The organism is Bacteroides sp. OM05-10AA (assembly GCF_003439055.1).
GTDB lineage: Bacteria > Bacteroidota > Bacteroidia > Bacteroidales > Bacteroidaceae > Bacteroides > Bacteroides intestinigallinarum.
Genome location: NZ_QSUR01000012.1, coordinates 85,207 through 109,433, shown reverse-complemented (window position 1 = coordinate 109,433; position 24,227 = coordinate 85,207). Strand labels below are relative to the sequence as shown.

The following is a 24,227-nucleotide window of genomic DNA, read 5'->3' as shown; positions in this document are numbered from 1 at the left end:
GTACATTTTTACCTCCTCTGGTGAATGATTTTTAATCCATAATGATTTTTAGAAGTATGAGGAATCGGAGAAATGATAAAATCTGGCTTTTCTCCTTGGGGGGAAATGAAGACCTCTTCTCCTTTCTTTAAATCAATTTGGAAGGTGTTGTTAGGGAATGATTGTATAGTGAAGTTTCTTTTTCCTTCAAAAATAGGGTTAACTATATCAGTCGTTATAATGCAAGGCTCTCCTGCCAGACTTTTAATATGGATAAATTGTGTCTTTCCTTGCTTTCTACTGGCAGATACTTTAAATGCCCCTTCCGTGCGCAGACCTGAATAAGCAATGTCTTTCCATGTAGCGGGAATAGCTGGGAAAATGCGAATCTTTCCCCCCCAACTCTGTAATAACATATCGTGAATGCTTTGGGCGGCAGATAAAGGTGTCTCAATAACTGGCCCACTTTCTTTATACATAGTCGTCGAACTAAGAAATTTACCAAATAATTTATTTAGATAGGTTAGTGCATCGTCTCCCTTTCCGATAGCAGAGGAAATGGAAGATGCTCCTGTGCATGAGTAACCTAGGAGAGCTTTGGGCTTGCTTTGCCAAAAAGACAATGATTTCTCAATCATTTCAATATCATTCGGTTGTTCTTTATTAATTAAGTATAGAGGATAAATAGCAAGTAAATGTGAATAATGTCTGTGTGAGAAAGCATACGGCATATCTTTTCCGATAAGTAATCCATTCTCGTCTGTGGGGTAAGGAGTAAGTTTAAGAAGCACATTTTTCCATGTCTCAATCAATGAATCTTGGATATTCAGACGATGGGCTGATTCTAGTAGTGTTTGGCATCCCCAACGTAGCAGAGCGAGGTCGAAATTGCAATCTTCCACGGTGTCATATTCGGGGGAGTAAGTTGCTGGGAGATGAAGTTTTCCATCGTCTCCTTCTTTCAGGAAATGTAAATAGTAGTTGATTGATTCTTTTAATAAAGGAAATAATTTATTTCGTAGAATATCATCATCCATTTTATGACGGTAGATAAGCCATAGGTTGTGACAGGCCCATGGAAGTAGTCCTACTTGAGCTTTGCCTTTTCCTGGAATTCCTACTTCTGTAGTCATACATTCCAAATTGGAAGCAACCCCTATTCCTAATGAGTTATGGCGGTAAGCTTTGGGAATGTTGAGGCGTAACTGATCTATATGATTGTAGAGGGCATTTTCTAAAGAAGCTGCCAGATCTAGATGGTCGGAAGTATTCAGTGCCCAATAGGTAAGTTGAACATTGAGATTCCACCAGACATTCGGCCATGGGGTTTCGGTTAGCCACGGGCCTGTGTTATCTATTAGAGCACGATCACCACGTGTTGCAGAGGCTAATTTATACATCTGTATCCAGTAGAAGTTTTCTTTTTGTGCTTCCGGCAGTGTTATGAAACTACTAGGATAAAAAGTATTCCACCATTTACGATGTGTTTTTTGCATGGATTGATAACCTTTACGTATAGCTTTTCGGATTTCAGCTTTGCATATTTCACTCGAATTGTTTTGAGGATATGTATGTGTTAGGTTTATCCATAAGGTGCGTTCTGTTTCGGGATTATGTGTTTCTTGCCATCCAATGCTCGTTTCTCCTCCTGCCAATAATTTCTGGACAGATAGATTGACTTCTTTCTCATTACTGATTTTTGCTGTCGGATTGAGTTCGTAATCTTTTGGTATTTTATTGGCTTTTCCTTGTCTTTTGAAAATCAAATAACGAGGACTATTAGCTTCAGCTGCTATCCATTCCCATTGGAAGTCATGTTCGTCTCCTTCTGTTGTTGCTTTTACTATTATCATCATTTCATCCGCATGGACAAAACTTCGCAAGTGGATGACTCCTTTAGTTGTCGTAATATCTGTTGAAACTTCGGCATTCCAAAGGTCAAGATGCATCGTTCCATTGATTATTTTGCCCTTAGGATGTAGGGCAAAATGTCCGGTAAGTAGTCTGGGGATTCCGAATACATCTCTTTTAGTGCGGTGATCATGTACATCGCAGTTGGCTGTTTCTAAGCGCAAGTAGTTCTTTCCAGGTTCTTTATAAATCATTAGCCCAAGCTTTCCGTTACCTAAAAAGGCGGAATCATACCAATATTCGGGTAACTTTTCCCATATCATATCTTGTTGACTCATAAATTGGGGCCAGTCAATATCTTGTTTTATAGTTGCCGGGTGAGCATTCACAAAAAGAATGCTGATTAATGATAAAAGTAGGTAAGAATACAGTTTGTTTAAAGAATTCATAGTATGCTTTTTCATCTATTAATTAATAATGCTCTCTCTGCAAATATATAGAGTATGACAATTTTACGACTATTGGTATTGTTGAATAGTCTTTCATTTTTGTCTAATGTTTTTGTTTGTATGAGGTAAAGAATGTATTTCTTCTTTAAAGGTTGAAGATTTTCGGGAATTAGCTTTCAGTATTCGTTATGTAGAATATTACTCCTTTTAGATACAATAATGATCTTATTGGCTACTTTTAAGTAATAGCTTCCCTATTGATATTTATTTCATTGCCTAATGAGTTTTCGTTTGACTTAAGTCGAACGATAGTTTAACTAAAGTCAAGCGTTCGTTCAACAACTGTCAAACGAAAGCTCGCTTAGTAATAAGATAAATAATGCTAATAAGAGAATAAATTGAAAGCTGCATAGTAATGTATTATTGTCAGTAATAGCATTTTATGTTCTTTTCCGAACCGAAATGAACATAAATCTCAAGTCAGCAGATTCATATTCGGAATTCAATGATTTATCCTTTTATTTTCTTAATATACTCCGTGGGTAAACATCCGAAATACTTCTTGAAACTCGTAGCAAAATAAGATGGTGTATTGAATCCTACCATTGTGCTGACCTCTGCTATCGTGTAGCGACCATCCTTGAGTAACTTTGCTGCTTCGTTGAAACGGATCTTTCGTATAAAATCGATAGTCGATTCGCCTGTGATAGCTTTCAATTTAAGATGCAGGTTAGAACGACTCATATTCATTTCTCTGGCAAATTCGTCAGTAGAGAATTCAATATTATCCATGTTTTTTTCTACAATAGCTACGGCACGTTTCAGTAAAGCTTCATCCATGGCGTTAAACGTAATCTTTTCCGGTTCCACTTCCAGGGATTTGGAATACCGTTCAAGCATACGTCTACGGGTACGCATCATATTCTGTATCTTCGTAGTCAGGATAGCAAGTGAGAATGGTTTCGGGATGTAATCATCCGCACCCATTTGCAGACCTTCCATCTGGTCTTTGACTTCGCTTTTAGCAGACAGGATAATCACGGGAATATGACAGGTACGGATATTTTGCTTCACATTCTTACACAGTTTGATACCATCCATCACAGGCATCATGACATCAGTTACAATGATGTCAACTTCATTGTCTTTCAGTTTTTCCAAGGCTTCTTCACCATTCCCGGCTTCCAGCGTATTGAAGAGTTCTGCAAGTCCGCTACTAAGATAATGGCGGATTTCATTATTGTCTTCTACAATAAGAATAGTGCCACGCTTCTTGTCGCCGGCTTCGATCGTTTCGTTTTCGACCTTTTCCGTATCAATGAAATACATTTCTTTCGAGTTGGTGGAATATACCTGACCTTCCTCATTCAGAGTGTCATTAGAAGCCAATTCGGAGGATTTATAGGTATTTATGTCTTGTGGCAGATAGACAGAGAAAGTACTGCCTTTACCCTCTTCACTATCCAGTTCGATACGACCATGGTGCAATTCTACCAAACGTTGTACCAGTGAAAGACCGATACCACTTCCTACGTGTTCACTCTCTATCTGATAAAAACGTTCGAATATTTTTCCCTGTTTGTTGATAGGAATGCCAATACCAGTGTCACTAACTTGCAGTACCAGCCAATTATTTTCCTCTTTCAATGTCACAGTGATGCTTTGACCGCTTTCCGTATATTTGAAAGCATTTGAAAGCAGGTTATTAACAATCAGTTCCAGATAATTAGGATCAAAAAGTTCCTCTTTATCTTCCAATTCGGAATGGAGAGTATAAGTAATCTTTTTGTGGCGTGCCAGTTTATCATAGAACAAGAAGTTATCTTGTATTAGTTGATGCGCATTCTCTTTCTTTACTTTCAGCTCGAAAACTCCCAATTCGGCACGGCGATAATCCATCAATTGATTGACAAGATGCAGCAGGCGATTAGCGTTGCGTTGGATATATTCCAACTGATTACGAGTCCAGCGGTCACTGATCTTATTGATTATTTCTTGTAGAGGAGCTAAGATAAGAGTCAACGGCGTGCGAAGCTCATGGGAAATATTGATGAAGAAACGCATCTTCATCTGGTTGATTTCTTCTTGATGTTCCTTATCCCTGCGTTCAATCTCCAACTCTGCCTCCATGCTTTTACGCATCCAGAAGAAGCGGAAGACGAAAGTGATAAAGCCGATAAAAATAGCGAGGAAAAGCACGATTGCCCACCAGGTCTTGTACCATATAGGGAGAACAATGATTTCTAACATCGTAGGTACAGTGTTCCATTTCCCGTCACTATTAGCAGCTTTTACCAGAAAATGATAAGTGCCTTGCGGCAAGTTGGAATAGGAGACAGCACGTTTGTCTGTCAGATAATACCACTCTTTATCATATCCTTCCAATTTATAAGCGAAAGTATTGTGTTGACCTGAAATATAGTTGGATACCACAAATTCAAGTGTAAAAGCCGTTTGCCATGATTTTAGCGTGATACTTTTTGTTTCATTGATATTCTTAGTCAAGATACCGGTTTCATCATCCGGACGGACTGTTTTGTTAAACAGTTGAAGTTTAGTGATAACTACCGGAGGAGTGTAAGGGTTGTCCAGTAGGAGTTCCGGGCGGAAAGTTGTGATCCCGTTGATACCTCCGAAGTACATTTGCCCGTTAGAGGTGCGGCAGAATGAAGATGTATTAAACTGATTACTTTGCAACCCGTCGGATTCTGTAAAATTGCGGAACTTCTCTGTCTCCGGATTGAAACAGGAGATACCACGGTTGGTGCTCACCCAGAGACGTCCGAAAGTATCTTCCAGAATACCGTAGACCACATTATTGGGTAAACCGTTAGCTGTTGTATATCGTTTGATTTTCTTTTCTTTTTCATTAAAACTGTAGAAACCTTCACGCGTACCTACCCAAATGATGCCATTGGCAGCTTCATAAATGCAATTGGTAAACATCTTTGTTACAGATGATTCCGGAAGGATAGGAGTTTTTTCTATTTCGATCCCTTCCTGCTGAAAGACTGATATACCTTCTTCACCACCAATCCAAAGACGTTTACGAGAATCTCTGAACAGGATTGTGATTCGTTGTGAAGTAAATGGCGTACCGTCTTTTTCTTTATCTATGGTGGTGAAGCTCCGTTTCTCCGGATTAAAACTAACCAGTGCACTTAAAGTTCCTAATAAGATACTACCTTCCTTGTCAGGAAGAATGGCATACACATTTTCATTGACCAACTGGCTATTCAGCTGATTGAAACTTTCCATTTGTCCACTGTTGCGGTGGAGAACAGTCAGACCACCGGCATGTGTTCCTATATATACTAATGATTTTTGTTCGTCTACATATACGGCTTTGATATTGTTGGAACCAATACCGATTTCCCGTTCGTTTTCCTGCAGGATATAGTGTGTAAACTGTTGTGTATTTGGATTATATAAATTCAATCCACCATCATTTGTTCCTATCCATAAGTTCTTATTCTTATCTTCGGTAATGCAACTGACTACGTTGTCACTTAAAGAATTCTTATATGGAATACGTTGGATATTCTTGAATCTGTTGCGGATCGGATGATAATAGTTTAGTCCTCCGAAATATGTTCCAAGCCACATTCCGCCCTGCGAATCCATAAAGATACTGCGGACCGAACGCTGTGACAGACTGCCGCTTTCTACCGGACTACTGCTGTAAGAAACGAAAGAATCGTTTCCTTCATGATAAATGTTTAGATCATTGAATGTTCCTATCCATAGGCGATTTTGCGAATCCAATGCCAGAGAACGGATATAATTGGAACTGATACTTTTAGGATTGGAAGAAGAATGATGATAGGCCTTGACTTCTTGTGTTTTCGGGTTAAATAGAAGTAGACCGGCTCCTTCGGTAGCTATCCAGATGCGGGTAGGAGATTGTTGCAAAATGGCTTGAATCTGTTTAGTGCCCGTTATCGGAGTAATTCTTTCCAGTTTCTTTTGAGGAATGGAGTAGCTGTAAAGCCCGTCAACCGGGGTGCCGATATAGATAATATCGCCTTGCCTGTAAAGAGCAGAAGCCACTATCTTATGCATAGCCGTACTAAAAGAATCATCAACGAATCGTGATTCTTTAATATCGAACATAGTCAGACCTTCCTGTGTACTTATGAGCAGTTGTTCCGGTGAGATCTCCGCAATACCGTTGATTTGTAGCTTCTTCCCCTTCTTTTCGTAGAAGAAATTTCTGAACTTATCCTTCTCCTCATCATAATATGACAAACCATCCCGCGTGCCGATCCAAACCCGTCCCTGACTGTCAGTCTTTACGATTCGCGAAATGTCATTAGCGATGCTGTTCGGATCATCTTCATTGTGCTGATAAACTGTAAATGAATACCCATCGTACTTGTTAACTCCGTCATAAGTTGCGAACCACATATTGCCTCGTTGGTCCTGATCGATAGAGAATACAGTACTTTGTGACAATCCTTCATTAATAGAGATATAGGAGAAGTTGATTTGCTCCGGAATATCAGAAAAAGCATAATTAACCCCTGTGCATAGAAAAAGTAGACAGATTGCTATTTTGTTAAGGCTGCTCATTATTAGTTCATAAGATTAATAATGGCATCAAAGATAGTGAAATCTTTGATATACCCCATGAATTGGCTGGAAAACTATACAATCTTTCCGCCCCGCGTCAAATGTCTTTTTTCATAATGAGGTGATTCTCATTGTCGATACGTTGGTAAGATATTTCGTTCATAATGCTTCGTATGAGGAATATTCCCAGACCTCCGATTGGACGTTCCTCCAAAGAAAGTGTAACATCTACTTCATCTACTTGTGTCGGATCAAAAGAGGCTCCTTTGTCCGTTAATAGGAAAACAAGTTGTTTTTCGCTGTAAGTTACTCTTAATAGGATGGTGTGTTGCTCTTGAGTTGGATAGGCGTACATAATAATATTGGCTACGGCCTCTTCCAATGCCAGATTGATATTCATTGTCGTTTCAAATGACAAAGAAAGTTCCTCTCCCAGTTCTTCGATGAAACTGGCTAAAACTGAAATTTCATTTAAATCGTTTGAGATCTTAATTTCTCTTTCCATAATGATATGTGCTTAATTGTTTGTTGTCCCGGGTTCATATTGAATAAGTAAAATAGTCAAGTCATCGCTGGCTTCGGCTTCCTTGACATGCTCTGCTATAGAGTCCACTATACCATTTACAGTGGTACGTACGTCAGACGTGGTATTATCAGACAATGTTTCCAATAATTTCTCGTCTCCATATAGCTCTTTCTCTGTATTTTCAGCTTCTGTCACTCCATCGGTGTAAAGGAACAGTTTACTTCCTTTTTCCAATGTCGTTTCATCTTCGGTATAGGCAAATTCTTCAATGACGCCAACAAATATCTGGGTCTTGAATTCCAGGAAAGAAACCTGGCCGTCCGGACAAATCAGTATGGGAGGATTATGTCCGGCATTACACAGTTTCAGTTTCCCCGTTTCCAAATCAAGGATTCCGACAATAAGTGTAACAAACATGTTGGATTCATTATTATCAGAAATCGAATTGTTCATATCCGTCACAATCTTGGCCGGTGAAAGCACCTGCTGAGATAAAGTGCGGAACAGACTGCGGGTGATTGCCATAAACAGAGAAGCGGGTACGCCTTTTCCTGATACATCGCCGATTAGGAAGTAGAGGCGGTTACCATCCATATAGAAGTCATAAAGATCTCCGCCTACTTCTTTCGCAGGGTGAAGTATGGCGTGCAAATCTACATCACTGCGTTCGGGGTAGGGAGGGAATATCTTGGGAAGCATTCCCATTTGTATTTCCCGGGCTATAGAAAGCTCGCTTTCAATCCGTTCTTTGCTGGCAGTCGTGTCTTTTAGTTCAACTACGTAAGTAGATAAAGAGTGCTGCATGAAGATAAGCGAATCATATAGATCCCTGATTTCATCGTTGGAATGCACTTCTGGTATGGTAACATCAAATCGTCCGGTCGCAATTTCGCGGGCTGACTCGGAGAATTTCTCCAGTGGGCGGACAAGGCGTCGGATGATGCTGTACACAATCAGGAATAAGGCTATCATCCCCACTATAAAAGTATAGATGATTGTTCGGGATGTACTGTCTAGTTCCTGAAGAATAATCTGGCTTGGACAAACGGTACATACTGACCATCCAATCTGGGGAATAGTTGTGTAAAATGCATACGAATCTACTCCTTTGTTATCGAAACGCATGGTTCCGGTATGTCCTGCCAGCATTTCATGTCCGATCTGTTCCTGTGCAAGATTCTCTTTGGCAAAAGCTTCAGAGAATATCGTTTCGTTCATGATCTTATTCCTGTCCATGTGGGTCAGGAAACTTCCGTTGCGACTGATTAAATAGGTGTAGCTGGAAGGATATGGCTTCAGCAAGCTAATTGTATCAGTGAATTGTGTCAGAGATATATTGGCTGTAAAGACTGCGACTAATTTCCCATCGCTGTCAAACAGCGGTTTGGCATAAGTACTCATGATGAAATTTCCCCCTCCGTCATCATAATAAGGTTCGCTCCAGTAAGGTTGTTTAAGCAGTTGGGGGATGAGATACCAGTCCATGCATGGATAGTCATAATTCTGGCTACCCAATACTTGGTAAGTGATCTCGCCGTTTATTTCATCTTTGAAGGAAGCATAAGGCATGAAATATTTCCCTTTTTCTTTGTAATAATCGGGAACGAAAGCGATGCCACTTCCTACAATGAACTGATTGTTTCTAACAACGGATTCAATAATATTGTGTAAAGAATCCGGGTGGTCTATATTTTTTTCCAATACCCAAACGGACTGCTCTATGGTAGTCTCTACCGACAATAGCTGACCGCTGATTTCAGTTGCAATGTTACTTAATAGTCCATGAGTACGTTCAATGGCAAAGTCCGTTACTTTCTGGTGGCTATAATAATAAAATAGCGCCATAATAGTAGCAAAGATAATCAACGTAAAGGAAAGTACGTAGATACTTAGCCGGGTTGCAAAGGAACGGGAAAAAGTGTGTTTCATGAATGAATGTGATTATTTTACGAAATTTTCATAACGAATGTCGCTGGTGTTTTTGATTTGATCTGGCAACAAAATACTAGTTGCCAGATCAAATACTTCTCGGCTTAGCCGATAGGGACGTTGCCCGCTCTTCTTGTTTGTTTGTAGCCGTAAGATTTCATCCAACATTTTACGCTGGTGATATCTGTTGGTTCCTATGTTGTGTTGATGCACTTGTTCCATTATAATGTCCAATGTTTGTTCGCGGTGTTCGTTTGCCCATTCCCACCCACGTATGCTGGCACGGGCTAGTTTCTGTACTGCTTGAGGATATTTCTGATAGAATTCTCTGGTAACATAAAGCCCATCTTCTGGCAGATTGTATCCATAATCTGAGAAATGCATGATATGAATTGAATCAGTCTTTACACCGGCTTCAATCAGTTGTAGAAACTCATTGTAACTTCCTACGAGACAAATATCTACAGCTTTCGATAGGAAAATGTTGACTCCTCCATTGAAACGTATCCATTCCACCTGGAGTTGATATTTGTTGGCTATTTGATCCAGTAGTTCTTGACTAAGATGATTCCATACCCCTATTTTCTTATGTTGCAAAGATGAAATACCCTTGAGTGGCGAACGACTGACAAGCATCAGACTGTTTTCCTGTGAGGTTTGCAAGATATTAACTACCTGTGCACCTGCAAAATATTCAGTCAAGGCATACGATAGGTTCATAACTACCGCTTGCGAATACCCTTTCTGCAGAAAAGAAAAAGAGCTTGCCGAAAGCGAAGGATGTACCACATGTACGTCAAGTCCCTCTTCCTTGTAGAATCCCAGTTTGTCGGCTACGTAATAGCCTGCAAATTGTGCTTGTGCCGTCCATTTGGGTGTGAGATTAATGGATTGTGCATTCACCGGTTCTGTCAGAAAGAACAGAGATAGCAAGATACTGCAAATAATAGATGCTTTTCTCATTATCAATGGGATTAACGAATGATAAAAAGGCCGGAACAGCCTGTCATATCGAATATTTTCCGTATTTCCGCACGCATAGCTTCCAAAACAAGTTGTCCATTGTGTTGTTTTACACTTTTTTGGAGGGTTATCAGGCTTCTTAAACCGGAACTGCTGATATATAGCAATCCTTCGCAATTGATTATTATATTAGGATTTTGAACGCTTAATAAAGGTTGGATGAGAGCATTGAATTCATTAGTATTGGCAGTATCTAATCGTCCTTCAACAGTGAGTATGATTACTTCCTCTATTTTACATAAATTCGTTTTAAGAGTTGCTTCCGGTTTGAAATCCATTTCTATATTTTTAGTCAGGATTAGTTCGTTTTGGCTGTCCGTCGAATGATATTCTACTTTATCCATTGTTCGGCGAATCAGGAAGAGGCCCAAACCTTGTGTCAGTTGCTGTTCCAAAGATAGTGCATTTCCTGATGCTTCATTTTCAGATTTTGTAGGATCGAATGAAATACCATCGTCAATAATCTGGGCAATCAGTAGGCCGGGGGCCACGGAAGTTCTCAATGTAATTTCACCTTTTTGATTTTGAGGATAACCGTGATGGATAATATTGCTTATTGCTTCTTCAATAGCCAGATTGAGACTCATTGTTATGCCGGAAGGTAAATGTAATGACATGCCTAATTCTTCGATGAATTGGGCAATTATTGCAATTTCCTCTACCTGATTTTCGATAGTGATTTCCTTTTCCATATTCTTTAAGTAGCGCGTCATATTATAATTTATTCTTGTTTGGGGTGAATGCTGCCACAAAAGTATTAGTAAAGGTGAAAAGTCTGAAATATATTACCCTCAAATGGTTCCCATTTTAGCAAATATCCCTATATTGGGACGCTTTTTACGAGTGGGATGCTCCCGTTCTTTTCGCGAAAAGACTACTTTTGTCGCTCAAAACAAAAAAAACATGGTAAACGTAATTGTTCTCTGCATTGAATTGTTGTTGGATATTGTGGGCTTGGTATTGGGAATACTTGTTTATTCACGTTCTTCAGATAATAATGGACTGACAAAAGCATGGGGAGTATTGGCTATCACTCTGTCCCTTCTTCTTTTGTGTGATAATCTGGAATGGATGTGGATTTTCAGTAGAGGAGGTGAGGAGACGATTCCGCGTTTTACTGAAGTTCCGATGAATCATCTTTCGATATGGCATATTGTCCGGGTGATTGTCTTTTTTCAGTTCTTTTCTATTTTTCCTATAGCTTCATTGAAGCCGGGATGGATGACTTTTTCAAGAGTCGTCAGTTTATGTATCCCTATTTTGCTGATTACATGTATAGCTTGTTGCTATGAGTTTTTCAACGGTCACTATACTACTCTAAAATCTTTTGCCTCCATTCGGGAGAATATTGGTGAACAGGATGTACGGGTAAGGCTGATGCTGTTTGTAATCAGTGTAATTACTCCTTCCGTAAATTTCCTTTTTCCATATATGAGACGATGGATTCCCGTCCGGCGTAAACAGAGCCAGGCAATGTCGATTTATATGATGTGTTTTGCTATCATCATGTCCGGCTATATTTGGCTGATGCTGGGCACTAGTGGATTATGTTTTAACGTATTCGGCTATATTGTAATCCTTCCCGTCCTTTTTTTGAATATACTATATTTGCGTAATGAGAATCCGCTTTCTTTACCTCCCCAGCCTGTAGAAGAGCTGGAGATGGAAGAAATAGAAGCCATCCGGGAAATTGCGGTTTCGCCTGTCGTTCTTGAACTATCCAACCAGATGCAAAGTCTCATGAAACATAGTAAATCGTTTACTAATCCTCAATATTCCTTGCAGGAATTTCTGAATGATTTGAATACGAATGAAAACAGGCTCAATAAAGCTCTTCATTATGATGGTTTTTCCGGTTTCAGGGATTATATTAATTTCTACCGTTTGCAGTATTTTAAAGAACAGGCACAGTTGAAAAGGGAGCTTACAGTAAAGGAATTAATGTTTTTGAGCGGCTTTACCTCCCGCTCCAGTTTTTACCGTTATTTTGCGAGTGTGGAAAAAATGTCTCCCAGTGAATATATGGAGATGCTCAATAGAGAAAATTAATAAGGGGTGTGGGAAAAGAATCACCACAGATCATAGAATTAGCACGGATTTGATTGTAATTCAAAGATTATCAATGCAGAATCAATGTTTCTTTTATGTAATCTGTGGTGAAACTTGAAACTAACAGGTTATTTATTTAGCTAAATCTCCTATTTCGTCTAAATTCTTCTGAATATCATCATCAGTCAATGAATAGTTTACCAAGTCACCGGCCAAATACTTATCATAAGAAGTCATATCAATCAGTCCATGTCCGGAAAGGTTGAACAGAATCACTTTTTCTTCTCCTGTCTCCTTGCATTTGTTAGCTTCGCGGATAGCTGCTGCAATAGCGTGGCTGGATTCAGGAGCCGGAATAATACCTTCAGACTGTGCAAACAGACAACCTGCTTCGAAAGATTCCAATTGCTGTATATCTACTGCTTCCATCAGATTGTCCTTGAGCAACTGTGAAACGATGACACCTGCACCATGATAGCGAAGACCGCCGGCATGGATATGGGCCGGAGCAAAATTGTGTCCTAAAGTAAACATCGGTAGCAACGGAGTATATCCGGCTTCATCACCGAAGTCATACTGGAACTTACCACGTGTCAGTTTCGGACAAGATGCAGGTTCGGCAGCAACGAAACGAGTCTTTTTTCCTTCCTGTATCGTGTGACGCATGAATGGGAAAGAGATACCTCCGAAGTTGGAACCACCTCCGAAACAACCGATTACGATATCCGGGTATTCGCCTGCCATTTCCATTTGTTTTTCGGCTTCCAGTCCGATAATAGTCTGGTGAAGAGTAACATGGCTAAGTACAGAACCGAGCGTATATTTGCAGTTGGGAGTCATTTGTGCCAGTTCGATAGCTTCAGAAATGGCTGTTCCCAATGAACCCTGGTAAGTAGGGTGTTTAGTCAGAATATCCTTACCGGCGCGGGTAGACATCGATGGAGAAGGGGTCACCTGTGCTCCGAAAGTCTGCATGATGCTGCGGCGGTATGGCTTTTGTTCATAGCTGATTTTTACCTGATAAACAGCAGCTTCCAAACCGAAAACCTTAGCTGCATAAGAAAGAGCGGCTCCCCATTGTCCGGCACCGGTTTCAGTGGTGATGTTGGTAACTCCTTCTTCTTTGCAATAATAAGCCTGTGCCAATGCAGAGTTCAACTTATGTGAACCGATAGGGCTGACACTTTCATTCTTAAAATAGATATGAGCCGGAGTACCGAGTGCTTTTTCCAATCCATAAGCACGAACCAGCGGAGTACTGCGATAGTACTTATACATTTCGCGCACTTCTTCCGGTATTTCGATCCATGCATCGGTCTGATTCAGTTCCTGATGACACAGTTCCTTAGCGAAAATCGGATACAAGTCTTCCGCTTTCAGTGGTTGTTTGGTTCCCGGATGTAACGGAGGCATAGGTTTGTTTACCATATCAGCCTGAATGTTGTACCAGTAGTGTGGAATTTCTTCTTCGGGTAAAATATACCGTTTTCTTTTTTCACTCATAATATTGTAGTTTTTTAGTTTCTTGTTGCCAAAAGTACTCAATTTTTTAATATTCAGAAAATTTTGTCAACAAAGAATCGGTTCTAATTGTTATTTTACTTAAGTTTGCACGACCCTGTTAAAAAAGATGATATGAAGATTTATCATAAGTTTTTATTGTATCAAAATAAACTGCTAAAACCCTATGTACGTATCCTGTTAGGACTGGTAGAAGCACTCACCTATCTGGCATCTCTGTTGTTGATTGTCGGAGTAGTATATGAACACGGTTTTCCCTTATCCGTAGATGAAGTGGCTAATTTGCAGACATTGTATAAAACAGTCTGGATTATCTTTCTGATTGATGTTACTTTACATATTTCACTGGAATACCGGAATACTAAAAAACAATACCGGCGATTAGCCTGGATATTAAGCGGGTTATTATATCTTACTCTAGTACCCGTCATTTTTCACCGTCCGGAAGAAGAAGGAGCTATTTTGCAGATTTGGGAATTCCTGCATGGGAAGTTTTATCATCTCCTGTTATTACTAGTCCTTTCTTTCCTCAACTTGTCCAATGGGCTGGTGCGCCTGTTGGGACGGCGTACCAATCCGTCTTTGATATTGGCAGTCAGTTTTATGGCTATTATCCTGATTGGTACAGGTTTGCTGATGCTTCCGCGCTGCACGGTGAATGGTATTACCTGGGTAGACTCTTTATTTACGGCTACCAGTGCCGTATGTGTTACAGGTTTGGTTCCGGTAGATGTATCCACTACATTCACCACTTCCGGATTAGTTGTCATTATTCTATTGATTCAGATTGGAGGGTTAGGAGTGATGACATTAACCAGTTTCTTTGCCATGTTCTTCATGGGGAACACCTCCATTTATAATCAGCTTGTTGTGCGTGATATGGTTAGTTCCAATTCGTTAGGTTCATTACTGTCCACCTTATTATATATATTGGGTTTTACCTTAGTCATTGAAGGGATTGGCATGATTGCGATTTGGTTTAGTATACACGGTACGCTGGGAATGACTTTGGAAGGTGAGCTAGGTTTTGCAGCTTTCCATTCTATATCAGCTTTTTGTAATGCGGGTTTTTCTACGCTTTCCGGTAATTTAGGGAATCCGATGGTGATGACCAATCATAATGGACTGTTTATTTCTGTTTCTTTGCTGATAATCTTCGGTGGTATCGGCTTCCCCATTCTTGTCAATTTCAAGGATATTGTATTATATCACCTGCGTCGTTTCTGGAAATTGGTCCGTACACGTAAACTGGATCGTCACAAAATGCAGCATCTTTATAACCTGAATACGAAGATTGTGTTAATCATGACTTTCCTGCTTTTATTAATCGGTACATTAGCTATTGCTGCTTTTGAGTGGAATGCTTCTTTTGCCGGTATGCCTTTGGCAGACAAATGGACTCAAGCCTTCTTTAATGCCACTTGTCCGCGAACAGCCGGTTTCAGTAGTGTCGATCTGGCATCGTTGAGCGTGCAGACTTTATTGGTTTATCTATTCTTGATGTGGATTGGTGGTGGTTCACAGTCTACGGCAGGTGGTGTGAAAGTGAATGCTTTTGCGGTCGTGGTTCTGAATCTTGTAGCCGTATTGCGTGGTACTGAACGGGTAGAAGTGTTCGGCAGAGAATTGTCTTACGATTCAATCCGGCGTTCCAATGCAACAGTAGTCATGTCATTGGGAGTGTTATTCATTTTTATTTTCACATTGAGCATACTCGAACCGGGTGTTTCCATCATGGCATTGACTTTCGAATGTGTCTCTGCACTTAGTACTGTGGGATCCAGTTTGAATCTGACTCCTCATTTGTGTGATGCCAGTAAGTTGTTGGTATCCTTGTTGATGTTTATCGGACGTGTGGGATTGATAACATTGATGTTGGGAATTGTCAAACAGAAAAAGAATACAAAATACCGTTATCCGAGTGATAACATTATAATAAACTAAAGATATGAAGTATATTATTATCGGTTTAGGAAATTACGGTCATGTGCTGGCCGAGGAATTGTCTGCGTTAGGACACGAGATTATTGGTGCGGATATTAGTGAAAGTCGTGTAGATTCAATCAAAGATAAGGTTGCTACGGCTTTTGTCATTGATGCCACTGACGAACAATCATTATCAGTGTTGCCATTAAATAGTGTGGATATAGTAATTGTAGCGATTGGTGAGAATTTTGGTGCATCGATACGTGTTGTTGCTTTGTTGAAGCAGAAAAAGGTTCCCCGCATCTTTGCCCGTGCTATTGATGCCGTGCATAAAGCGGTGCTTGAGGCCTTTGATCTTGAAAGAATCCTGACTCCGGAAGAAGACGCAGCCCGTAGTCTGGTGCAACTGCTCGACTTCGGCACAAACATGGAAGGGTTCCGCATCGATCAGGATTATTATGTTGTGAAGTTCACGGTTCCGAAGAAATTTGTAGGGTATTTTGTGAATGAGTTAAATCTGGATGAAGAGTTTCATTTAAAAATGATAGGCTTGAAACGGGCAAATAAGATAACCAATTGCCTGGGTATTTCTTTGACTGAACTTCATGTGAAGAATGAATTACCGGGGAATGAGAAAGTGGAAGAAGGAGATGAACTGGTTTGTTACGGCAGATACCGAGATTTCCAAACTTTCTGGAAAGCTATTTAAAATGTAACAGTTGAACTTAAAACTAAATAAAATGCGATTAACCAAATTACTATTGATAACACTTTTACTACTGGTCTCTGTTTGTGCAAAAAGCCAGAAAGGCAACGAATTTACAGTATTGCAATGGAATGTATGGCAGGAGGGAACAATGATACCGGGAGGTTATAATGCCATTGTCAATGAGATTGTTCGTTTGAAACCAGATTTTGTAACTTTCAGTGAAGTGAGAAATTATAATCACACTAACTTCACTGCCCGTGTCTGTGTTTCACTTCAGGAAAAGGGACTTCAATATTACTCTTTTTACAGCTATGATACCGGTTTGCTAAGTAAATATCCTATCACAGATTCTTTGACAGTTTTCCCGGAAAATGGGGACCATGGAAGTATCTACCGATTAACTAGCTCTGTGAATGGACGTAAAGTAGCGGTTTATACAGCGCATCTGGATTATCTGGATTGTGCATATTACAATGCTCGTGGATATGATGGCTCCACTTGGAAAGAAATCCCTTTGCCCACTTCAGTGGAGGAAATTCTCAAAATCAATGTCGCTTCTCAACGGGACGACGCAATTCGTTTGTTTATCACCCAGGCAGAGAAAGACCTGGCTAATGGTTATGCAGTAATTGTTGGCGGAGATTTTAATGAACCCTCTCATCGTGACTGGATAGAAAAAAATAAGAACTTATATGACCATAACGGCTTTGTCGTACCTTGGACGGTGACAACCTTGCTCGAAGAAGCAGGATTTGTAGATAGCTATCGTAAGATTTATCCCAACCCTTTGACGCATCCCGGTTTTACTTATCCATCGGATAATCCGGCAAAAATTCCAGAGAAAATAACATGGGCTCCAAAAGCCGACGAGCGTGACCGGATTGATTTTGTTTTCTATAAAGGTGATGGTCTGGATGCAAAGAAGGCAATCATATTCGGTCCGAAAGGCTCTATCGTACGCGCGCAGCGTGTGCAGGAAACATCTAAGGATAAGTTCTTGTTACCGCTTGATGTATGGCCTACGGATCATAAAGGATTGTTGGTGACTTTTGGAAGTAAATAATCCGATTTCAGCAGAAGAATGCATACCGGATTTATTGCATTTCCGGTTTGCATTGATGGATCGTTACGGGATGTACTTTAACTTTGCATGCCGTAGATGTGAAATCAAGCTGCACAATCTGGCTTTGTGATGTTTCCGGTTTTCGTTGGTCGAATACAAAGTTGCCCAGACTATAAAAGATGGGCTTACCATTGAAATATTCCTCTTTCTGAATGACGTGCGGATGATGTCCGATGATAGCATCCGCACCTGCACGAACGAGTCGGTGTGCTCCCTTTCTTTGGTTTAGAGTAGGAGAGGATTGGTACTCAATTCCCCAATGGAGAATAACGACCACATAACTTTCGGGATTCTCTTGCTTGAAGTTCCTGATTTCCTCATCTATTTCTTCCGTGGTTTGCTGGCAAATACCGGGATCATTTTCTAAATATACCCAATTCTCCAAAGGAAGTGTAACTGAATTGAAGAGTGCTACTTTAATTTTTCCTTTCTTTATCACTACGGGTTGGCAACTCTCGGAAGAAGTATTACCATATCCTATCGGAGTGATTCCTGCCGATAAGAGATGCTGATAAGTATCTGTCAATCCGCTTCGTCCCTGATCCATAGTATGATTATTCGCTAAAGCCGCATGACTGATGCCGGCTTTAACCAATTCTTCCATCCATATCGGTTCCGCGCGAAAGATATATTTCTTGTGTAGTGGCGAACGAACCGAAGTGACGGGACATTCCAGGTTGATTACCGTAGCGTCCATTTGATGAAAGAGAGGAGCTACCGACGCAAATAAATCTTCGACACCTCCCCGTTGAATCTGTTGGCGTACCCCTCTGTCCAGAAGAACATCTCCGGTGAAAGCGATAGAGAGACATTCTTCTGACGGGTGCTGGCAGGCAGTAAGCAATAACAGACCTATACTACCTATAATCCGGTTAATTCGGGAAAAGGATATTAGCATCCTGAACTATAAAAAACTCTGTCATCTACTTTAGGTTCTTTCTCCAGTAGGATATTTTTCATCCATTCCGGGACGGCAGGTGCTTTCTTTTCTTCCAGCATTTTCTGCCACTCTTCGTCCGTGAGCCGGGTATCCAGTGGCTGGACAAACTCGTAGTAACTAAATGTGGCACCACGGGTAAGATAGAGATTACCCTCTATTTCTACTACCACATAGATATTGTTGGCATTTCCTGTTGCCACATGCAGTACTCCATTCTTATCACATCCACTCACGTTGCGGGTATAAATATCAGCCACTACAGCTATCGACTTGTCCGGACCTTGCACTAATGACCAGTTATCCAGATGTAAATCAGGATCGAGCACAGACAGAGTGAAATATTCTATACTACTTCCCATATACTCAAGAGTGCGATATTCCTGTTCGGTCAGTTTTTCTCCCCGCAGTTCCTTTTCTGTTACTTGAATCAGAAAGCTGACATAGTCCTGCAACTGCTCTGTCTTTCCTTTCAAGTCATCCGTCAGGCAATTGCTTTGTTGCAGAACCAGTTGGGTGGCTTGCAGAATCCCTGACATTTTCTTCCAGAAAGGAAGATTCGGTTCTACATATCCCACTACGATCGGATCAGGAGGTCCGGCACCTCCACATTCTGCAGCCATGGGCTGTTCTCCGTAAAGGATCGCGTCATGCTTTAATTCAGCCCAAGATGCCAGAGCTGTATTCAGGTTCTTGTATCCCCATTCGGGTGTTTGCATAAATCCCGGCTGGCTCTTGTCCGTTTTCTGCATGGTGAACAGACTTTTCATCCATAATTCGTAGACAGATACTTGTGCAGGCTGGGAAGCTTTGAATTTATCTTTCAGTTTTTGTAATTCTCCGGTATACTGGTTCCAGTTGTCCGCTTCTTTGTAAAAATCAGTCAGTAAAGTCTCGGCGGAGTTTACTCCGAAAGCGGCAAAGACATCCAATCCTTTCGGATAAGCACGTTTGCTGTTTGGGGTGACATCTACCAATTCCTGAAGTACTTCATTATCTGCCAGATATCTTTGTGGCATAAAATTGATTTTGTCCCGGCAGGAGATTTCTATTTTAGGTTTGATCCTGTTCTTGCTTTTTGCCAGTTCAATGAGCGCTTGATTCACCTTTTCTATTTGAACCGGAGTCAATGCATCTTCAGTATATTCTGCTTTATTTTTCTTCAGAATCTGTGCAATATCGAGAAGAGAAAGATTATCAGTCTCACCCATCAGGAAAGTAAGTGGTGTATAGACGCGTTGGTATAGTTCCATTAGTGGTGTCCTGGTCATATCCTTATAAGTAGATAGTAGGGTAGCCTGAAAGATTGCTTGTTTGAGCTGTTCTTGTTGTTCTCTGCAAAAACAGGCAGTTTGAAGCCACATCATAGCCTGAAAGTATGCCTGTAATTGGGGTTCACGGGTATAATGTCCGCGTGGCTTGAAAAGACTGTATGGGAAGTATGCATCTTTGTATGAAAGAAATTCCGAGAAATCATCTTCTTGTGCATTGATATGTTCTATTTCCTGTTGATATGCTTTTTGATACTTAGCAGGGAGATTGGGTGTTTCCTTTGTCAGCAAATAATAAGGGATAGCATAAAAAGTAGCGGCATATTCTGCTATATCTTTCAGAGATTCGTCTTCTGTCTGGCGGGAGATGCTTATGCAAGTTGCGTTGAGTGATAGACATAGTCTTTCCAAAGTAGGAATGATGTGTTGTTTCTCCAGACTTTTCAGTACATAAGAGAAATACATGTGAAATGCCTGTAAATATAAGTCAGTGGTGATGAAATTGGGCACTTGGCGATAATCATTTTCTTCGTAAGCATGAAACAACTGTAAGTTACTTCCTTCTGTAATGGCAAAGTTGTTCTGTTGCAACTTGGCTAGTAATGCCTCGTCTATATCTTTGAATTGGAACAGGTTGACTATATTATTTGCATTTCCTAAATAATAAGAGTCTCGTTGAGTAAACTGTTGCTGACGCATTTCTGCCATGCGAGCATCGATGCGTTCTACGAAAGCCTTCTCTTCAGCCGTCAGTTTGACTTCATCATAGTTTTCCGGAAATTTATTCTCTCCGTCTGCCTCCGATTCATCCCATAACTTCCAGACAAGATCATTATACCATTTCGTATTGGCCGAGAAGAAAGCATTGATGTCCGCTTCCATAAAATGATAACCATGTATAGCGTATGGATAACTACGTAATAAACGCAACTCCTGAAAAGAGTAACGACTGATATCCTGCTTCAAATCAATAGATTGAGGTAGAACAGTATCGGTCAATAATGAGGTGGCAGTCATAACAGTATCTTGTGCCGATGCCGTTGAGGTGTTTTTGTTCTTGTTCTTGCATCCGCAGAGAATAAGAATTAGTGTACAGGACAGTAATAATAGTCGTCTCATGTTTTTCATTATTCTATAAATTGCCATATATAAATGATAGTATCTAACGTTAACGTTCAAGAATGCGTTTGGCCTCCTTTTCTTCTGTCTCGCGTTTCAGATATCCCTTAAAATCCAGACCAAAACCTCTCCATGCATATTCCGCTATCAGAAATTTTCCACTTCGTTCCCGTTCCATGGTGCGTATCAATACAGGAGTATGTTCACGAATCACTTTAAAATCTTCCAAAGGTTGTGCTACCCTCGAACCTAACCAAAGTGGGCGGATATACGCTTCATCTGCAATCCGGTAAATGAATAACCGCTTGTCAGGTTTGGGATCGAATCGGGTAGGTTTGATAACCCCCACAATAATTTCCGGCATCCCGTCTCCTGTAACATCTCCATAATCAAATTGATAGACAGGGTAAGGCAATTTCCAAACAGAGTGGGAGGGTTGGTCTGTATTCAAATGAATGACATAGAGCGAATCAGATTCTTTGTTCAGAGATACTTCCATGTGTCTTTGATTTACTTGCCATTCAAACCTGTTTTCTTTCCGGCATGAACAGAACATCAGTAAAAGACCTGTAAAAATAAGGAAGTGAATCCTGTGCGACATATCTGTAACGTTTTCTTTGGCAAAGATAGATATTAACCTGTATTTACCTGCTTCTTTTCTCGTAAAAGTGAAAAGTCCAGTATATTATATATGAAAACCACCGGACTTCTCTTTAGTTAAGAAATCCGGTGGCTTATCAGATTTTATAAAGCGTATGCCTTATTTCGTTTGAATACGAATATTTCCGGCTTTCACTCCATTTGCTTTGGCTGTAAATACAATTTCTCCGGCAGTTTCACCAGCTTGTATGATAGCTGTCAACATTCCGTTGAAAGCATGCATCTTCGGAAGATGGAATTGTTCCAGGTTCGTCGGATCGCCATTGGCAGCAGCACGATATTTACCGGCTCCCTTTGCAGAGAAGTTTATCTGACGATTATCAGTAGGGCATAGGTTACCATCTTTGTCTACAACTTTCACAGTCACATACGCTAAGTCTTTTCCGTCTGCAGTCAATTCGTTACGGTTGCTGACCAATTCGATGTGATGAGGTTTTCCGGCAGTGCGAACCACTTTTTCCGCTACAGCTTTTCCATCTTTGTTATAGGCTACTACTTTTACTTCTCCCGGTTCATATACAGCATTCATCCACATCAGACGATAGCGGTTCTTCAACGAACTATTATTTTTGCTTTGTTTACCATAACTTTTACCGTTGATAAACAGTTCGGCTGTAGGATAGTTGGTATATACAAATATAGGAGTCACTTCGCCTTCACGTCCCGGCCATGTCCAGTGAGGCAGAATATGCAAGGTTTCTGCATCCTTATTCCATACACTGCGATACAAGTAATAGCGGTCTTTAGGCAGACTGGCAAGGTCGATAATACCAAACATGGAACTGTGATTGGGCCATGCATCCGTATCATAAGGTGATGGTTCACCCAGATAGTCAAATCCTGTCCATACAAATTGTCCGATTGTCCAATGGTTATCATCGGCCAGTGCAAAGTCCTCATCCGGAATATTTGACCATGAACAGGCTTCCACATCATAAGAGGAACATTGATGGTCTTCATATTTGGTACTTTTCTTATCCTCTACCGGGAATTTGTATACCCCACGTGAACTGACAGTAGAAGCAGTCTCACTACCCAGAATCAGATTCTGCGGGAGTTGGTCATAAGATTCTTTATAGCGTTGGGTACGGTAATTAAGTCCCGGAATGTCAATCATGGCTGCAAATCCGTTCGCAAGTACACAAGTAACCTGATCCATTCCGCAGGTGACAGGACGTGTCGGATCTTCTCGGTGGCAAATATCTTGTAGGAATTTAGCCACTTTATAGCCGACAGGGCTACATTGGGTTGGCACTTCATTACCGATACTCCACATAATCACACACGGGTTATTCCGATAATTATGGAGCATATTTACCATATCACGTTCCGCCCATTCATTGAAATAACGGTGATAACCGTTTTCGCACTTGGCGATGTCCCATTCATCGAACGGTTCAATCATCATCATGAATCCCATTTCGTCACACAATGCTACGAGTTCGGGAGTCGGCATATTATGAGAAGTACGGATAGCGTCACATCCCATATCTTTCAGCAATGTAAGTTGATGGCGAAGCGCTGCCACATTAATAGCGGCACCCAGCGGACCTAAATCATGATGATTACATACCCCTTGGAATTTGCGATGTTTTCCGTTTAGATAGAAACCCTTATCAGCGATATATTCAATGCTGCGGATACCGAAACGGGTCGTGTAAGTATCCACCAGTTTATCATCTGCGTAAATTTTGGAAACAGCCTTGTAGAGCGACGGACTTTCCGGTGACCAGAGTTCGGGCGCATTTACAATAAAGTTTTGTTCGAATGGTTGTCCGTGATTAATGCGGCTCGTATTCTCTTTGCTGGTAACCACTTTTCCGTTCGGAGAAAGAATCTCTGTCTCTATACGGATTTGTGTTTTCTCACCGGCATTATCAATCTTCGTTTGAAGACGTACGGCTGCAAAGTCCTTGCTGACATGAGGAGTTGTGATTTGTGTTCCCCATACAGGCACGTGCACTTTATCAGTCACGATCAGATGCACATTACGATACAAACCTGCTCCCGGATACCAACGCGAGGACTGCGGACGATTTTCCAAACGTACGGCCAGCGTATTATTCTTTCCGTCTTTGTTTAATAAAGACGTCACGTTACAGTGGAAAGAGTTGTAGCCGAAAGGCCAGAAACAAGCTTCTTTTCCATTTACATAGACACGTGCCTCACTCATGGCGCCATCAAAGAGCAGCGTCACCTCCTTATCGGCAGGAGCATCAAAACTGGTTCGATACCATCCGGTGCCTACATAAGGGAGCCCACCGGTACGTCCTGTTTTCAAGGAAGCCTTTTTCTCGAAGTTCTGTGTTACAGCTACATTCTGCAGGTCGTTATTCATATCGAATGGACCGAAAATCGCCCAGTCGTGCGGAATAACAACCGATTCCCATTTAGTGTCATTAAACTCCGGCTGGCTAGCCTCTTTAAAATCTCCTTTACTGAATTTCCAGTTTTTCTCGAGCAGCGTCTCACTGCGTTGCGCTTGCAATGTGCAAGCGGCGCCCATCAAAAGTACAGCTAATAACTGTTTTGGGTGTTTCATGTTCATTTTTGCTTTTCAGGTATAAAATATTTTGGATTTGG

15 protein-coding genes are annotated in these 24,227 nt (G+C 40.8%); 4 read left to right on the top strand and 11 right to left on the bottom strand.

All coding sequences use genetic code 11. The features are described from left to right. Window positions 1–8: 8 nt before the first annotated feature. From DXB58_RS11635 to DXB58_RS11610, 6 genes are all read right to left on the bottom strand, one after another. Entirely contained in the window at window positions 9–2,279 is a 2,271-nt protein-coding gene (locus DXB58_RS11635; protein WP_122136812.1) for a glycoside hydrolase family 95-like protein, read from the bottom strand. Between the two features lie 510 nt (window positions 2,280–2,789). Beyond that, on the bottom strand, window positions 2,790–6,851 hold the full coding sequence (locus DXB58_RS11630; protein ID WP_122136811.1) for a two-component regulator propeller domain-containing protein: 4,062 nt from the start codon (window positions 6,849–6,851) through the stop codon (window positions 2,790–2,792). A gap of 97 nt (window positions 6,852–6,948) precedes the next feature. Further along, the gene (locus DXB58_RS11625; RefSeq protein WP_004325354.1) at window positions 6,949–7,356 is read right to left on the bottom strand and encodes an ATP-binding protein; all 408 of its coding nucleotides are present in this window, start codon (window positions 7,354–7,356) and stop codon (window positions 6,949–6,951) included. Between the two features lie 12 nt (window positions 7,357–7,368). Next, window positions 7,369–9,306: a SpoIIE family protein phosphatase gene (locus DXB58_RS11620; RefSeq protein WP_122136810.1), complete on the bottom strand. Its 1,938-nt coding sequence runs from the start codon at window positions 9,304–9,306 to the stop codon at window positions 7,369–7,371. A gap of 12 nt (window positions 9,307–9,318) precedes the next feature. After that, window positions 9,319–10,269, bottom strand: coding sequence for an ABC transporter substrate-binding protein (locus tag DXB58_RS11615; RefSeq protein WP_122136809.1), 951 nt, complete (start codon window positions 10,267–10,269; stop codon window positions 9,319–9,321). A gap of 11 nt (window positions 10,270–10,280) precedes the next feature. After that, complete coding sequence (locus DXB58_RS11610) at window positions 10,281–11,021, bottom strand: anti-sigma factor antagonist (protein WP_229096084.1); 741 nt, start codon at window positions 11,019–11,021, stop codon at window positions 10,281–10,283. Window positions 11,022–11,232: 211 nt separating this feature from the next. Between DXB58_RS11610 and DXB58_RS11605 the strand changes: the two genes are divergently transcribed. After that, complete coding sequence (locus DXB58_RS11605; protein WP_122136844.1) at window positions 11,233–12,378, top strand: helix-turn-helix domain-containing protein; 1,146 nt, start codon at window positions 11,233–11,235, stop codon at window positions 12,376–12,378. A gap of 132 nt (window positions 12,379–12,510) precedes the next feature. Here the strand turns inward: DXB58_RS11605 and DXB58_RS11600 are convergent, their stop codons facing one another. Further along, on the bottom strand, window positions 12,511–13,881 hold the full coding sequence (locus DXB58_RS11600) for a TrpB-like pyridoxal phosphate-dependent enzyme (protein ID WP_004325359.1): 1,371 nt from the start codon (window positions 13,879–13,881) through the stop codon (window positions 12,511–12,513). A gap of 132 nt (window positions 13,882–14,013) precedes the next feature. On the opposite strand from DXB58_RS11600, the gene DXB58_RS11595 reads away from it, so the two are divergent. The 3 genes from DXB58_RS11595 to DXB58_RS11585 are packed head-to-tail and all read left to right on the top strand — an operon-like array spanning window position 14,014 to window position 17,597. Then, on the top strand, window positions 14,014–15,843 hold the full coding sequence (locus tag DXB58_RS11595) for a TrkH family potassium uptake protein (RefSeq protein ID WP_122136808.1): 1,830 nt from the start codon (window positions 14,014–14,016) through the stop codon (window positions 15,841–15,843). Window positions 15,844–15,847: 4 nt separating this feature from the next. Further along, a complete protein-coding gene (locus DXB58_RS11590) occupies window positions 15,848–16,534 on the top strand; it encodes a TrkA family potassium uptake protein (protein WP_009000751.1) in 687 nt (228 codons plus the stop codon). Between the two features lie 31 nt (window positions 16,535–16,565). Then, on the top strand, window positions 16,566–17,597 hold the full coding sequence (locus DXB58_RS11585; RefSeq protein ID WP_122136807.1) for an endonuclease/exonuclease/phosphatase family protein: 1,032 nt from the start codon (window positions 16,566–16,568) through the stop codon (window positions 17,595–17,597). A 31-nt stretch (window positions 17,598–17,628) separates the two neighbouring features. On the opposite strand, the gene DXB58_RS11580 is transcribed toward DXB58_RS11585, so the two are convergent. The 4 genes from DXB58_RS11580 to galB all read right to left on the bottom strand — a co-directional run bounded on the left by DXB58_RS11580 (window position 17,629) and on the right by galB (window position 24,192). Next, window positions 17,629–18,555: a CapA family protein gene (locus DXB58_RS11580; RefSeq protein ID WP_122136806.1), complete on the bottom strand. Its 927-nt coding sequence runs from the start codon at window positions 18,553–18,555 to the stop codon at window positions 17,629–17,631. After that, window positions 18,549–20,984 carry a DUF3160 domain-containing protein gene (locus tag DXB58_RS11575; RefSeq protein ID WP_122136805.1) on the bottom strand — a complete coding sequence of 812 codons (2,436 nt, stop codon included), beginning with the start codon at window positions 20,982–20,984 and terminating at the stop codon, window positions 18,549–18,551. The genes DXB58_RS11580 and DXB58_RS11575 overlap by 7 nt, the downstream gene beginning before the upstream one ends. Before the next feature lie 49 nt (window positions 20,985–21,033). After that, window positions 21,034–21,483 (bottom strand): nuclear receptor-binding factor 2, encoded by a 450-nt coding sequence (locus tag DXB58_RS11570; protein ID WP_122136804.1) that lies wholly within the window; start codon window positions 21,481–21,483, stop codon window positions 21,034–21,036. Between the two features lie 261 nt (window positions 21,484–21,744). Continuing rightward, the gene (gene galB, locus DXB58_RS11565; protein ID WP_122136803.1) at window positions 21,745–24,192 is read right to left on the bottom strand and encodes a beta-galactosidase GalB; all 2,448 of its coding nucleotides are present in this window, start codon (window positions 24,190–24,192) and stop codon (window positions 21,745–21,747) included. Window positions 24,193–24,227 lie beyond the last annotated feature (35 nt).